Here is a 14356-nt window from a genome sequence, read left to right as displayed (position 1 = left end):
ACCCGCGAGCGCATCCGCCAGATCGAATCGAAGACAATGTCGAAGCTGCGTCACCCGTCACGTTCGCAGGTTCTCCGGGATTATCTCGACTAGTCTGCGCACATTAGCCCGCGCAGTTTACCTAGTGTTGCCCGCATCCCAATCCCCCGGGATGATGCGGGCAAGAATGTATATCGAGACTCAAAGCACCATCCGTGCAGGCAATACACGACGGCTGAGCGCCACGCAGATCACCATTTGCGCAGATAATTAATTCGGCTCCGCAGCTGGTCAGCGGTGCATAATGCTGTTTGCGGTCCCCCACATGCCTGGCGGACTTCATTGTGCACCTGCCCATGCGGACGGCCGGTTCGCGCGGCAGAGATGGAGACCAACGCGTTAAGTTCTTTCCGTAGGCGCGGTAGATCGTCAATCACACCACGACTGCTATCGGGGTTGTGGCGATTGTCGTCCCCCTCACCATCGCGCGGATCGTGGAACCGACGCCGTGCTTCGTCGGCTTTCTTCTTTTCTCGTTCACGAGCCTTCAGCTGCTCTTGCTGATGGTTTTGCAGCAGTTGCCTCATTTGATCCGCATTCAGCAGACCCGGGAGCCCCAGGTATTCTGCTTCCTCCTCGGACCCCGATAATGTCCCGGTGCCATAGGACGAACCGTCATAAATGAGGTGGTCCAGTTCCGCATCTGCGCCGAGCGACTCGTACTTCTTGAGGTCATCCGGTTCGGACTCAGTTTTGTTCGCTTGCGCCACCAACTCATCATCCCAACCCTCATTGGGCCGGTGGGGTTTACCCAAAACGTGGTTGCGTTCAGCCTCCATTTGGGACGCCAAGTCCAAGAGCACCGGGATCGATGGTAAGAAAATTGACGCTGTTTCACCGGGGACGCGAGCGCGAACAAATCGCCCAACAGCCTGCGCAAAAAATAGAGGTGTCGACGACGATGTCGCATACACACCGACAGCGAGGCGAGGCACATCGACGCCTTCTGACACCATGCGAACAGCAACAAGCCACCGCTCAGTAGACCGGGAAAACTCTTCGATTTTCCGAGAGGATCCGGGCTCATCAGACAGAACAACAGTCACCGGCTCGCCCGACAAGCGCTCAAGAATCTTCGCGTAGGCACGCGCCGTCTTCGTGTCCGTGGCTATGACGAGCCCTCCAGCGTCGGGAATGGCACGTCGATACTCTTTGAGACGGATATCGGCGGCACGCAGCACCGACGGAATCCACTGCCCTTTGGGATCAAGAGCAGTTTTCCACGCTTTGGCCGTGTGCTCGGCGCTGAGAGGTTCGCCTAGCCTGGCTGCAAACTCCTCCCCCGCACTGTCCCGCCACCGCGCTTCCCCGGAATACGCCATGAACACGACGGGACGCACGACGCCGTCCCGCAATGCGTGGGAATACCCGTAGGTGTAATCCGCGCGGGATACCTGGTGGCCGTCTCCGTCTTCGATATACCGCACAAACGGGATGGGAGCATCGTCGGAACGAAAGGGCGTACCCGTCAGCTCTAGGCGCTTCGCGGAATCAGAGTACGCATAGCGAATTCCGTCGCCCCAACTCTTCGCATCCCCACCATGGTGGATCTCGTCCATGATGACCAGGGACTTTGTCCTCGTCGCCAAGGAGTTGTGTTTAAACGGGTGCATCGAAACCTGGGCGTAAGTGACCACCATCCCGTCAAAAACAGGGTTGAGGGTCCCCGCCGAGTTCGTGAAGTTGGCATCCAGCGCAATCCCCATCCGCGAAGCGGCGTCGGCCCACTGATGTTTCAGGTGTTCCGTGGGAACAACCACGATGATGCGGTTGACAGCTCTCCGATCAAGGAGACGCCGAGCAAGTGTCAGCGCGAAGGTTGTTTTGCCTGCTCCCGGCGTTGCAACTGCTAGAAAATCGTCTGGATCTGCGTCAAAGTACTGCGAGAGCGCAGCTTGCTGCCATTCGCGGAGTTTCACCGTCGGCGCAGCCCCCGATAAATGCGCTCACACTCCGGGCACACCGGCGAACCTGGCTTGGCTTGCTTGGTGACGGGAAAAGTTTCCCCACACAATGCCACCACGTAGTTACCATTCACAGCTGATTCCACTATCTGGTTTTTCTTCACGTAGTGGAAGTACTTTGGTGTGTCCGAATCAGTTGTTTGCTCTTCGGGCTTGGTGCGTTCAATCGTGGTTGTCTGCGGTGTTGTCACGGTTCAATCATGCCTTATACGTCAAGTCAGGTGGAGAGTCCCGAGCCACCCCATGTGAGGTCCGGGAATCCAGATTGCCGGTTAGGAGCTATCTACCCTACCGCTAACGCTTCGTGATCGCAGTCGAGGGGCTACGGTGGGGAGTATGTTCCACCGACGCAAGCACGTCGCACTTATTACCGACGCCCAGAGGTCGCCAGTTGAGGATTGGCACCGCAGGCGGCGTGAGTATGCCGTCTTGCAGGGATCGCGTATCCCGTTCCTCTTGCTCGCCGCGTTGGCATACATGCTGTTGCACAACTTGGTGCTGGCGGCCATTTTTACTGTGATCTCTGTCCCCCTTCCATGGATCGCGGTCGTGATAGCGAATGCCGTGGGTGAAACACACGATCCGAGGAAGCCGCAGGTGTATAAGCCTGCTGTGAATAGAGACGCCTATTACGCATTTAATGGTCTTGTCGACGGAGAACGCGCCCGCGAGTTAGTCGCCGGGAGTGAACGGGCCGCATCACGCGAATCAGATGGATCCGAGGCAGCCACTGAATCGAGGACAACGACGGTGGATGTTGACCCTGGCGAGACCGAGCGGAATAACGCTGATCCCAAGACGACGATGTAATCGTCCAGCGCAGCGTGCGCTACCCACGTCTCTTCACATAGGATTCTCACTTAAGATTTTTAGCCATCTGCCCGCACTTTAAGTGCCCGTATGTAATCCGCTCGCACCGTAAGCTTCATGTGCTTGAGGTGCTTCACGTTCTGACGAAAGGTTGGAGAACAGGCCACAATGGTGAGCACGCTACCTGATATCTCCGAGCTGCCGCGCTACGCCGCATCCCTCGCGAAACGCCTGAAAGAGCTCGGCTATTCGTCGTCGGGCTTACACCGTGTCCTCGGCGATGACGGCCTAGCAGCCTTGGATCGGCACGAACCCGCCGCTGTTTCTTTCGCCTGCCATCGCTTCGAGCACCAAGCCTCGAGTGAGGATGACCGCCTTCTCGCAGGCGCGGTTCGGTTACTCATCCTCCGCGAGCCACAACCGCGCGACATGTTCGTCGACACTTTCGGCGACAATTTCTTCACCGACGCTCTCTCTGCCGGCGTTATCGTCGGCGAGCCAGATACAGATCCAGAGCAGTTTAGCATTGCAATCGACATCCGCCCTCTCCACATCGGCTCGTCGGAAAGCTCTGACTTCCTCGTTTTTAGCGATGCCGACGCCTCAATGGTTGATCATTCGGCCGGTCCCGATCACGTCGTGGGCGTGGGTGCTGCGTCGCGCTCACTTCTTCAGGCAACGGGTACGTCTCGCGTCGGCTCAGTTTTAGATTTAGGGACCGGATCCGGAGTTCAAATTATAGGCCAGTGGGGACGAGCCGACTCGGTGACGGCGACGGACGTCAGCCCGCGCGCGCTCCTCTTCGCTGAAGCTACGTGCGCTGCGGCCGACGTTGTTTCGAGCGCCGAGCCACGCACGAAGGTGGAGTTCAAACAGGGCTCGTGGTTCGACCCCGTCCGTAATCAGACATTCGATCGCATCATCGCGAATCCGCCTTTCGTGGTGGGCCCACCGACGTTGCGTCACGTGTATCGCGATTCTGGAATGGAGCTCGATGGCGCCACCGCTAAGCTCGTTCGCGGTATTCCGGAGCACCTGGCCACTCATGGTCAGGCATGCGTGTTGGGCGCGTGGATTCACTCAAATGACCAGGCCTGGCAAGCGCGGGTAGCGTCGTGGATTCCGGACCATGGTTATCGCGCATGGGTGTTGGAGCGTGATTGCGTCGACCCCTTGCATTATGTGGGCACGTGGATCAAGGATGAGTCTCTCGATCCCCGCAGTGAGCTCGGCCGATCGCAATCAGAGGCGTGGATTGACTATATGGATCAGGCCGGCGTGACAGGAATCGGTATTGGTTTTATCGCGCTGACTCCGATTGATCCTGAGAAAAGCTCCGAGGTTGTGTGTGAGGAATTCACTCAACCGTACACTGACCCTCTCGGCCCGGAGATTGAGGAATATTTCCGACGCTGCGCATGGCTTGATGCGCGTACTCCGGATGAGATCCTGGACAGCCGGTTTAGTGTCAGGCCCGGTCTAGCCCTGGAGAAGGTTTCTCTCGCCGAGCAAGAGGCGGACTCCACGTTTACCGACGTCGTCACGCGAGTCACGCGGACCGACGGGCCACGTTTCTCCCACGAGATCGACGAGAATGTCCTGCGTATCCTTCGCGGTTTAGATCCGAATGGATTGTCGGCGCACGATGTGTGCGAGATTGCCGAACTCGTTACCCCTACTACAGAAGCCCAGAACCTGGCCGACCAATTTCTTCCTATTCTTGTCGACGCCATTCGCCACGGGCTTGTGATGCCTGGAGATCTTGAATGAAAGCCGTAGTCACGCGTGTTCGTTCCGCGTCCGTTGTTGTTGACGATTCAGTGGTTGGGTCCATCCCGGACTCGGATGTCGGAGGGCTCCTTGTTCTCATTGGAGTAGCCACCGGAGATACTTCTGCCACAGCCCGGGCTATGGCGGAAAAGCTGGCTCGGCTTCGGATCTTTGAGGGTTCGACGGCTGACGGGCGCCCGACTGAGGTCTCTGCGCTAGACCTCGATGCGCCCATGCTAGTTGTGTCACAGTTCACCTTGATGGGTGATACTTCCCATGGCCGACGCCCGTCGTGGTCTGCTGCGGCGAAACCGGCTGAGGCTGAACCCATCTTCAACACATGCGTAGAGGAACTCCGCGACCGTGGGCTGAGCGTCGATACGGGAGTGTTCGGCGCCTATATGGCCGTCGAGTCGGTCAACGATGGACCGTTCACCGTCCTCGTCGATATTCCGAGTGGAGATCGCTCGTAGTCGGTTAATCACCATGGAAGCCCAGTCACGCCAGTAACCCCGAATAGGGGTAGATGGGAGCGAGGGAGTCAATTCTGGCGTATAGAGCGTTTACCAGCACTTTTGTGGACGTAAATCACACTCATGTGACTTCAAACCCCGCCACACATGATGCCTATCCACCTCCAACGGCAACCAAGAGCCACGCGAAAAACTGCTTATGGAACCTTTTCACCGACCCATGCGTTGGACTAACTGAATGCGATCGTGACAGCTCGACATTCTGTAGGGACGTTAATCAGGTGGCGTTCGACGACAAACGTCCACATCGCCACCCCGTCCCAACCGGCCGTCACATTGCACCGCTATCGCGACACCGAGCGCAGTTAAGGAGCCAGCACATGGACGAAGCGCACGTCAGTACGACAACCGAAGTTAATGGTGATCCTGGCCGGCGGGCCAACAACAATGAAAATCCTTCAGCTGATTTAGTTCGGGTTTACCTCAACGGAATTGGCCGTACCGCACTTCTTAACGCGGAAGACGAAGTCGAGCTTTCGCAACGGATTGAAGCTGGCCTCTACGCACAACATCTCCTTGAATCTGACGAGCAGTTCACTCCGTCGAAGAAGCGGGATCTCAAGGCGATCGCTAAAGACGGGCGCGCTGCACGAGCTCACCTTCTGGAGGCCAACCTCCGACTCGTCGTCTCATTAGCGAAGCGCTACACGGGGCGCGGAATGCCTCTCCTCGACCTCATCCAAGAGGGGAACTTGGGCCTCATTCGCGCCGTCGAAAAGTTCGATTACACCAAGGGCTTTAAGTTTTCGACGTACGCGACATGGTGGATTCGACAAGCCATTACGCGCGGGATGGCCGACCAATCCCGAACAATTCGCCTTCCTGTCCACCTCGTCGAGCAAGTGAACAAGCTCTCCCGCATTAAGCGTGAGATGTACCAGCACTTGGGCAGGGAAGCTACCAATGAAGAACTCGCGGAAGAGTCTGGTATCGACGAATCAAAGATCGATCTTCTTCTGAAGCAGTCCCGCGACCCGGTGAGCTTGGATATGCCGGTAGGAACGGATGAAGAGGCTCCGCTGGGAGACTTCATTGAGGACTCCGAAGCGACCGACGCGGAAGAAGCCGTCGTAGCGTCCCTCCGCCACTCCGACATCAGGACTGTTTTGGCGACCTTAGAGAAGAGGGAGCAAGACGTCATTCGTCTCCGCTTTGGTCTCGACGACGGTGTCCCCAGGACTCTTGATCAGATTGGACGCGAGTTCGGGCTCTCTCGTGAGCGGGTCCGCCAAATTGAACGTGAGGTCATGGCGAAGCTCCGAAAAGGAGAGCGTGCGGATAAGTTGCGATCTTACGCTTAAGTGCTGAGATGCTTATCTCGCATTCTAGCTTTTAGCGTACCCACATTTATTGTCAGCGAAAGTGGGTAAAAACGCCCCGGGGAAATATTTCCCGGGGCTCTTGTGTTAAGGGTAAAGTAAAAACTAGTACCGTCGTCTTATTTATCGAACTACTTGAGAAAGGCGTCCATCATGAAGGATCTCGTCGATACCACCGAGATGTATCTCCGGACTATTTATGAGTTGGATGAAGAAGGTATCACTCCCCTGCGCGCGCGCATCGCGGAGCGCTTGGAACAATCAGGCCCCACGGTCAGCCAAACGGTAGCTCGCATGGAACGTGATGGGCTCCTCCGCGTCGCGGAAGATCGCCACCTCGAACTTACCGACGCAGGCCGCCAGGTTGCGATCGCAGTTATGCGTAAACACCGCTTAGCAGAGTGTTTACTGTCTACCACCCTCAAGCTTCCCAAAGAGAAAGTGCACGAAGAAGCCTGTCGTTGGGAACACGTGATGAGTGACGACGTTGAGCGCCGTCTTTACGATGTCCTTGATGCACCGACCCACAGCCCCTTCGGCACCCCGATTCCGGGACTTCCGCAGCTCGGGGTCAATGGCAGTGAACCGCAGATGGAGGGCAAACGACTCACGGATCTTGCTCGCAATGAACTCGTCACCGCGAAGATCCTCATGTTTAACGAAGTACTTCAGTCCGATTCCGCTGTGATGGCCAATCTTCGGAACGCCGGAATTGTTCCTGGTAAGAAGATTCACGCGGTCGTCAATGACCGTAATGCCACGGTCTCGGTTGGTGATGAAACAGTGGCCATTCCTGTCAGCTTGGCCCACGCTATCGTCGTCGAGTAAAAAAGCAGAAGTAGAAATCGACTAGGGTGGTGTGCCAACGAGCGCCCCACCCTACTTTCATATTTGCGGTGAAAACTCACATATCCATCACTGGAAAGTGACCGGAATATCCGCAACATCGACGAACCCGTTGCTATGGTCACCAAAGAGCTTGATGACACACTCTTGGGTTTTACAGTCGATCTCGTCTCCACCAGTACTGACATTCTTCTGGTTGACGGTGATCTCTTCACTGAACGAGCCATCATCAGGAATGGCTCCGTCCTCATTTTCATTCGAGATCCACTTTTGTGCATTCGGATCCCCGTGAGCCCCCAGACAATCGGGAACGTCACCAGTCTGCTCTTTCGCACACAGGGCGAGGTAATACCCCATGTCCGGGTCCGCGTCCTTAACATCTACAGTGACTTGCTGCCCGTCCCGCAGATCCTTTGCTTGCGACACTTTCATGACGACGATGTCATCGGTTCCGGTGACTTCTGTGCTTGTACTGTCATCAGTGTCGCTAGCTTTGGCGGACTGACCACTCGACTTGGCGGCAGACGCTGCACCAGATGACGAGTTATTCGAGCCGTTATCATTGGAGCACGCAGCCACTCCGAGTACACACCCCAAAGTGACGACGAGTGCACCGACCCGCATACCCATCGTTCGTGCCGGTCGAGTGGAATGAGTGTTGAGTTTCATCGCGGAGGGCTCCCTCGTAGGGTTCGTAAAGTCGTACCGTGGTTAACCTTATACAAGAAAAGTATAATCGTCGGCTAAGACAAATAACTTGGCTACCATCTGTGCATCTTAACGCACACGTCAACACCCCCTCACTGCATAAGGGTGGTGTGGCCTTTTCCTCTACCCCACCTATAGGTAAGCTAAAGCCTCGACGTGGAGGCCCAGGCTTCCAGTTTTGTCTGTAGTTCGACTCTTCCACGATCGCTGTACTGATCGTTGCCCGTGAAAGCTGTGACCTTGCATTACCCCTCAGGTTTCGTATCGGCCCGTACTTCTAAGGCCGGTTATCGCCCCTTCAAATCCCTAACCATGCTCGTGGGCGCCATGCTCGTCATTGGTTTAACCACCACCGCGTGCGACGTCCCGTCACGCGACGGAGAATCGTCGTCTAGTCAGTCGGATAGTTCGGCTCACCCGGTCCATGCGGAAGGGCTCGTCAATGCGTCATTGAACACTGGTGATCCCCAAATCCTTGCCCAGATTAAGCCGAATCTTCCTGCGGAAACGACGTCGCAAGGCAAGAAAGTCACGGTGAAAAAAGCCGATCGCATTCTCGGCCTCGACCGATCCGGGGCTATGGCAGCATCTCTGTGGTCCATGGGCATGGGCGATAAACTCGTCGGAAGAGATATCTCCACTGATTTTCCGTCGGCTCAGAAGCTGCCTTTGGTAACCCCGGGTGGGCACTCTATTAATGCGGAGGCCGTTCTTGATCTCAATCCCGACGTCATTTTCACCGACGGAACAATCGGGCCGCAATCCGTTTTCCGTCAATTGGAAAAGTCCGGGATCACAGTTGTGCGCACTGATCGAGACAGGAACCTTGATAACGCGGACAACCTCATGAAGGAGATCGGGCGTGCCTTAGGCGACGAGGATGCTGGCAACCAAGCAGCGCAGAAGGTGCGGGAAGGTATTGAGTCTGCAAGCAAAGCTGCCGAGGCAGAGTCTGATCATCGTCGCATGATCATGCTGTACCTGCGTGGGACGAATGTTTCGATGATCGCCGGTCCGAAGTCGGGGGCGCCTGACCTCATTAAATCCCTCGGTGGTGTCGATGCCGGTGAGGGGCTCGGGCTAGATAAGGCCTTTACTAACCTGACATCAGAAGCATTGGTCAAGGCTGCTCCCGATACGATCATTGTGATGAAGGAAGGGCTTGAGTCCATTGGAGGCTTGGACGGCCTCCATAAGCTTCCCGGGTTTGATCAGACTCCAGCCGGGGCCCATAACAGCGTGCTAACTGTTCCCGACTCTCACCTGTTATCGTTCGGGCCTGACGCGGGCAATGTGATCACAGCAATGGCTCAGGCCCTGTATGGCGACTCGAAGTCGCCATCGTCAGCTGCGCCGTCGACAAGCGCTACGCCTGAGGCTCTGGAGCGTCGGTCATGATGAAACGCTCACGCACACAGTCGTTCCATCAAACGCGAGTTGTCGCGACGGTGATTTTCTTCCCGACGATTATCGCTCTCCTCGCCATCAGCCTGGTGTGGTCAGCCACCGCCGGACAAGTGGAGACAACCCCCACTCAAGTGCTGGGGTCATTGCTTCACTCCATGAGAATATCCTGGTTAGACGGTCCCGATCACGCTAATGCCGAAGCCGCCTTATGGTACGTCCGCTTCCCGCGAATCGTCGTCGGAGCCATTGTGGGCGCAGGCCTGGGAGTATCAGGCGTTCTTCTGCAAGGCGTGTTTTCTAACCCGCTAGCTGAGCCGGGCATCATCGGTGTGTCCTCTGGCGCAGCCGTCGGAGCCTCTGCAGCCATTGCTTTGGGGGCATCGACAACCGCCGCTCACCAGGGATTCGGCCCGTGGATGGTCACGCTCGCGGCTTTCATTGCGGGCTTGTGTACCACCGCGTTCATATATTTTGCGTCCCGACGGAATGGCCGAAGCGAAGTTGTCACTCTCATTCTGACAGGTGTCGCCACCAATGCCATGGCTGGCGGTATTATCGCGTTCCTTACCTTCATTGCCGATAATGCAGCTCGCGACCAAATCGTGTTCTGGCAAATGGGGTCTATTGCTGGCTCATCGTGGACCGCAGCAGGGATCATCTGCATCGTCACTATTCCGGTCAGTCTTCTGGCCTGGACTTTGGCTAAACCGCTTGATCTGCTCTCCTTGGGTGAGAGTCAGGCTCACCACCTAGGGGTCAATGTTGAGCGTCTTCGCGCGTCAATCGTCGTTATTGTCTCCCTGCTCGTTGCGGTAGGTGTGGCCTTCACCGGCATCATTTCATTTGTGGGACTTGTTGTCCCGCACGCTCTCCGGCTCATCGTCGGGCCCGGCCACCGCATTCTTATACCGGCCTCGGCATTGGGCGGTGCGCTAACACTAACCATTGCCGACGTCGTCGCCCGGACGGCTATTCGCGGCGCTGACCTCCCTCTCGGGATGCTGACAGCGCTTATTGGTGGCCCAGTGTTCTTCTACCTACTCCGTCGTTCGCGTGGCCACTCTGGTGCATGGCGCTAGCGTCCGCGACCAAGAACGATCTGTTAGGAAGGTTGTCCATGCTATCTCTTGAGTCAGTGTCCTTACGCCGAGGATCACGCGTCGTTCTTGATGCAGTTAATGTATCGATTGGCCAAGGAGAAGTTGTCGCCGTCGTCGGGCCGAATGGTGCTGGTAAATCAACTTTATTGGGCGTAGCTGCAGGCGACCTCACTCCTGATTCAGGAACGGTCCGGATAGAAGACCACAACGTATCGACGACATCTGCGCCTGATTTAGCCCGACTGCGGTCGGTATTGACGCAATCGAACACCGTCGGTTTTTCCTTTACCGCCGGCGAGACCATTGCGATGGGGCGTGCGCCCTGGGCCAAAACCGAGACTGCCGACGAGGCAGCTGAGGCGATGGATACCGCGATCGAAGAGACTGGCGTTCGCGAGTTTCTTTCCCGCGAGTTTCATCACCTCTCTGGTGGTGAGAAAGCTCGAGTCTCGCTTGCTCGAGTTCTCACTCAAAACACTCCGTTGATTCTTCTCGATGAACCGACGGCTGCGCTCGATATTCGTCATCAAGAAGATGTGATGAAGATTTGCCGACACCGGGCTAAGAACGGTGCCGCAGTGGGGATCGTCCTCCACGATTTGTCTCTCGCTGCAGCGTGGAGTGACCGAATCATTGTGCTTGACCACGGCCGGGTTGCTGTGTCCGGGAATCCCGATGAGGTATTGCAGCCCGAGTTGCTCAGCAACATTTACGGCTGCCCGATGCAAGTTTTTCGCGGGCCGGATGACTCCCCCATTGTTGTCCCGCTGAGAAAGACCCAATAGGTTTCTCCCCCAACCATCGCGCACGGTCGGTGTTTGGCACGGCTCGTGATGGCTGGGAGGATCACTGTTGCAGCGGAGATGGCTCCGGCAGGTATAACTAAACCCCACCTCACGGTACGAACCATGAGATGGGGCTAAGTCACAAGCTGCTGCTATCCATGGGATGGTCCCATGGACGGCGGCTTAGCTATTTATTCTGCACTGTCATCATTCGATGAATTCGGCTGGTGACCTGCGGAGTTCCTCCGCTTTTCGATGCCGAATAGCGCGGCAAACACGATGGCGAGTGTGCCAAGGATGCCGATGATAATTCCGTAAAGCCATCCGTGATCTGAGCTCGTGTTCTCAGAGTCGATGGCTTGGTTACCGTCGGAATCTTTAGAACCCTTAGAGTTCTTGTTCTTCTTCTTGGCTTCGCGGGCTTTCTTCCGCGCTTCTTCTGCCTTCTTCTTTTCCTCAGCCTTCTTCTCGGCCGCCTTCACCGCGGACTCTTTCTCCTGCTGAGTACCGGTAACGGTAATGTCTGTCACCGTGTCTTGGCTGCGGTCCGTCGAACCGTGTGCTGCAAAGGTGAAGATAGCGCACTGGTTCTTAATGCAGTTACCGCCATCAAAGATGGGCTCGATGTTCAACGTGGTGCTGAACGATCCATTTGACGAAATCTGCTGTGGCCGCACCCAGTTGGTCGCTCCGAAGACAGAAGCGTCCGTGAATGAAAACTTCGACTTCTCGGCAACCCCGACATAGACGCCATTGCCGCCAGTCTTGAAGCCTTGGCCAGTCACTGTGACAGGAGTTTTTCCGGTGGGCGAAATAGTGGTTCGAGATACCGAAACTCGTGCTCCACTGCGTGATTGACCAGACGTGCCACTTGCACCAGAGGCTTGGCTGAGGCCATATCCACCACTCGAGCTACCTGAACCAGAGCTTCCTGAACCCGAGCCACCGCTCCGGCTCACGCCCGAGGCAACCGACTGTGCTGCTTGCTGTGCGCTTGTTGCAGCAACTCCACCCGCAAAGCTGACCGGTGTAGCCGTGTCTTGGCTACGGTCGCTGGATCCATGTGCAGCGAAGGTGTACACGGCGCACGCGTTCGTCAGGCAATTCGCGCTTCCGAAGGTGGCTGACACGGGAAGATCAACAGAGAATGATCCATCAGAATTGAGGTTGCCCTTTTGGTTGGAGACCCACACCGTACCGGGGCCGAAGACATCAGCATTGGTCGTACTGAATTGGTCCTGCTGCGCAATCCCGACGTAGACGCCATTGCCGCTGGTCTTGAACCCTTGTCCGCTAACCCGGATCGTGTCTCCACTCGGGTTAAGGTTCTGAGTCTTCGACAAGGTGACTGCCGCGCCACTCGAGGAATGTGCTCCGGTGGGTGCCGGTGCTGGCTGGGCAGGCGCTCCTCCCTGAGGAGCAGCAGAGCCCGAGTTTCCGTTGTTGGACTGTCCATTCCCACCTGGGTTCGCTGCGGGAGCGGCCTGGCCGTTGTCATTTCCGCCCGATGCTGCCCCGTCGCCGGAGGTAGCGGGGGGCGTCACAGCTCCGTCTTCCTTCTTGGCTACCCCACCTTTGAAGGAGACAGGCGTTGCTGTGTCCTGGCTCCTATCAGAAGATCCGTGTGCAGCAAGTGTAAAGATCGAGCAGTGGTTGTCTTTACAGTTCGCGCTACCGAAGGTCGAGCTGACGGGCAAGTCGATGGAGAATGAACCATCGTCGTTCAGATTTCCCTTGCTCTTCGAGACCCACTTCGTATCGGGGCCGAAGGCGTCGGGATTAGTGGTGCTGAACTGGTCATCCTGAGCGATGCCTACATAAATGCCAGGTCCATCCGTTTTAAACCCTTTACCTTCAACTCGAACAGTATCTCCGCTCGGATTGAGGTCCGTGGTTTTATTTACTGAGACAGTTGCTCCACTGCTTGATGTGCTGCCCAGGGAGCCGGAGTTTGGCTGGGAATTGCCGCCATTATCCTGGCCGGAATTGCTGTTGTCGCTGCCACCATCGCCGTAGTGACCGCCCTCGGTGTCAACAGTGACCGGACTTCCGTTACGGAAACTAATGGGTGTCCACGCGTCCTGGGAGCGGTCAAAGAGCTTCGGGAATGCGGTGAATGACGCAACATAGCACTGGGTGGTGGTGCAGTCGACGTCCCTAAACTTGGTATCGACGGTCAAGTCAGTCGTGAAATTACCCTGGTCATCGGCTTTTACCTTGACCGCTTTGCCATAAGTCTTTGGATATCCGGACGCGGGCTTTTCAATTGTCTGGGTGACGTAAATAGATTCACCAGGCTTGTAACCCTTACCCGTCGCTTTGAGGGTATCGCCACCACTGATGTCTTTATCTTTATCCAGAGTCAACGTCGGTGATTGGGATTGTTCATCTCCCCCACCACTATTGAGGAATCGGCCAAGATCAGGCGATCCCGGGAATCCCAAGTCATTGATCGCGTCGCTCAACGAAGACAAATCAACTGCCGACGCAGCAGGGGCAGCAGCTGAACCCATCCCAATGAGAGACACCGTTGACAAGGAAGCAACGAGGGCACGAGCCGCGGTACGACCATGCTTTTTCTTACTCGTGTTGCGTGAGCCACTGGGTGCGTGGGTCTCGGAGTGATCTCCGGTGGGAAGCATGAACTCTCCAGGTAATCGAGGGGGCATTTCGAACTCGCCCGGCGCTGCGATCACGACGATGTCCCGTTAACCGATCCGGTGCGAGGGAGGGCGTCGTTAGGGAACGCTGGTGCATCAAGAGGTAGCGTTCCATGGCTATCACTTCCCATGCTCAGTCATGCAAATGACAGCCAAGGTTACGCATCTATCCTGATATGAAGGTAAAGCTTACTTGCTGTTAAGTCAACATTTTTCTGCCCTGTGCCTCCCCATCATTTCGCACTCGATCGGGCGGAAATGAAAATGATCACATAACCACGCGATTAGTGGGGCACGTGTTAACAATGTGGCGTAAAAGACCAGTTTTCGCGCCCTTTTCTCAGCCTTTTTAGGGGGTAAATGTTTGAAGAGTTGTCCTCCTCGTGTTGTGAGTAACATCAGCGACTTCTCAGTT

At 56.2% G+C, this 14356-nt stretch carries 12 protein-coding genes; 8 read left to right on the top strand and 4 right to left on the bottom strand.

The genetic code is table 11. The features are described 5' to 3' along the window. Window positions 1-230: 230 nt before the first annotated feature. Window positions 231-1958 carry a DEAD/DEAH box helicase gene (locus Q3981_RS01075; RefSeq protein ID WP_303123007.1) on the bottom strand — a complete coding sequence of 576 codons (1728 nt, stop codon included), beginning with the start codon at window positions 1956-1958 and terminating at the stop codon, window positions 231-233. Beyond that, complete coding sequence (locus Q3981_RS01070) at window positions 1955-2194, bottom strand: DUF3039 domain-containing protein (RefSeq protein ID WP_303123005.1); 240 nt, start codon at window positions 2192-2194, stop codon at window positions 1955-1957. Before Q3981_RS01070 ends, Q3981_RS01075 begins: the two co-directional genes overlap by 4 nt. 145 nt (window positions 2195-2339) lie before the next feature. Here Q3981_RS01070 and Q3981_RS01065 point away from each other — a divergent pair, with 145 nt between their 5' ends. From Q3981_RS01065 to Q3981_RS01045, 5 genes are all read left to right on the top strand, one after another. Beyond that, window positions 2340-2813 (top strand): DUF3099 domain-containing protein, encoded by a 474-nt coding sequence (locus Q3981_RS01065; protein ID WP_303123003.1) that lies wholly within the window; start codon window positions 2340-2342, stop codon window positions 2811-2813. 168 nt (window positions 2814-2981) lie between these two features. After that, the gene (locus tag Q3981_RS01060; protein WP_303123001.1) at window positions 2982-4583 is read left to right on the top strand and encodes a methyltransferase; all 1602 of its coding nucleotides are present in this window, start codon (window positions 2982-2984) and stop codon (window positions 4581-4583) included. Continuing rightward, entirely contained in the window at window positions 4580-5056 is a 477-nt protein-coding gene (dtd, locus tag Q3981_RS01055; protein WP_303122999.1) for a D-aminoacyl-tRNA deacylase, read from the top strand. The genes Q3981_RS01060 and dtd overlap by 4 nt, the downstream gene beginning before the upstream one ends. 380 nt (window positions 5057-5436) lie before the next feature. Next, window positions 5437-6417: a sigma-70 family RNA polymerase sigma factor gene (locus Q3981_RS01050; protein ID WP_046202235.1), complete on the top strand. Its 981-nt coding sequence runs from the start codon at window positions 5437-5439 to the stop codon at window positions 6415-6417. 171 nt (window positions 6418-6588) lie between these two features. Further along, a complete protein-coding gene (locus Q3981_RS01045) occupies window positions 6589-7263 on the top strand; it encodes a metal-dependent transcriptional regulator (protein WP_012731706.1) in 675 nt (224 codons plus the stop codon). An 87-nt stretch (window positions 7264-7350) separates the two neighbouring features. Here Q3981_RS01045 and Q3981_RS01040 read toward each other — a convergent pair whose 3' ends face one another. Then, window positions 7351-7950: a neocarzinostatin apoprotein domain-containing protein gene (locus Q3981_RS01040; RefSeq protein ID WP_303122995.1), complete on the bottom strand. Its 600-nt coding sequence runs from the start codon at window positions 7948-7950 to the stop codon at window positions 7351-7353. Between the two features lie 351 nt (window positions 7951-8301). Here Q3981_RS01040 and Q3981_RS01035 point away from each other — a divergent pair, with 351 nt between their 5' ends. From Q3981_RS01035 to Q3981_RS01025, 3 genes are read left to right on the top strand one after another with little or no spacing between them, the layout of a single operon-like run. After that, window positions 8302-9387: a hemin ABC transporter substrate-binding protein gene (locus Q3981_RS01035; RefSeq protein ID WP_303122994.1), complete on the top strand. Its 1086-nt coding sequence runs from the start codon at window positions 8302-8304 to the stop codon at window positions 9385-9387. Further along, the gene (locus Q3981_RS01030; RefSeq protein ID WP_303122992.1) at window positions 9384-10475 is read left to right on the top strand and encodes an iron ABC transporter permease; all 1092 of its coding nucleotides are present in this window, start codon (window positions 9384-9386) and stop codon (window positions 10473-10475) included. The genes Q3981_RS01035 and Q3981_RS01030 overlap by 4 nt, the downstream gene beginning before the upstream one ends. A gap of 38 nt (window positions 10476-10513) precedes the next feature. Beyond that, window positions 10514-11281, top strand: coding sequence for a heme ABC transporter ATP-binding protein (locus Q3981_RS01025; protein ID WP_303122990.1), 768 nt, complete (start codon window positions 10514-10516; stop codon window positions 11279-11281). A 191-nt stretch (window positions 11282-11472) separates the two neighbouring features. Here Q3981_RS01025 and Q3981_RS01020 read toward each other — a convergent pair whose 3' ends face one another. After that, window positions 11473-13923, bottom strand: a complete 2451-nt coding sequence (locus tag Q3981_RS01020) for a neocarzinostatin apoprotein domain-containing protein (protein WP_303122988.1) — start codon at window positions 13921-13923, stop codon at window positions 11473-11475. Between the last annotated feature and the right edge of the window lie 433 nt (window positions 13924-14356).

The sequence above is a fragment of the Corynebacterium sp. genome (assembly GCF_030530965.1).
Taxonomy (GTDB): Bacteria; Actinomycetota; Actinomycetes; order Mycobacteriales; family Mycobacteriaceae; genus Corynebacterium.
Note: the sequence above shows the minus strand (reverse complement) of the source record. Positions and strands in the feature narration are given on the sequence as shown.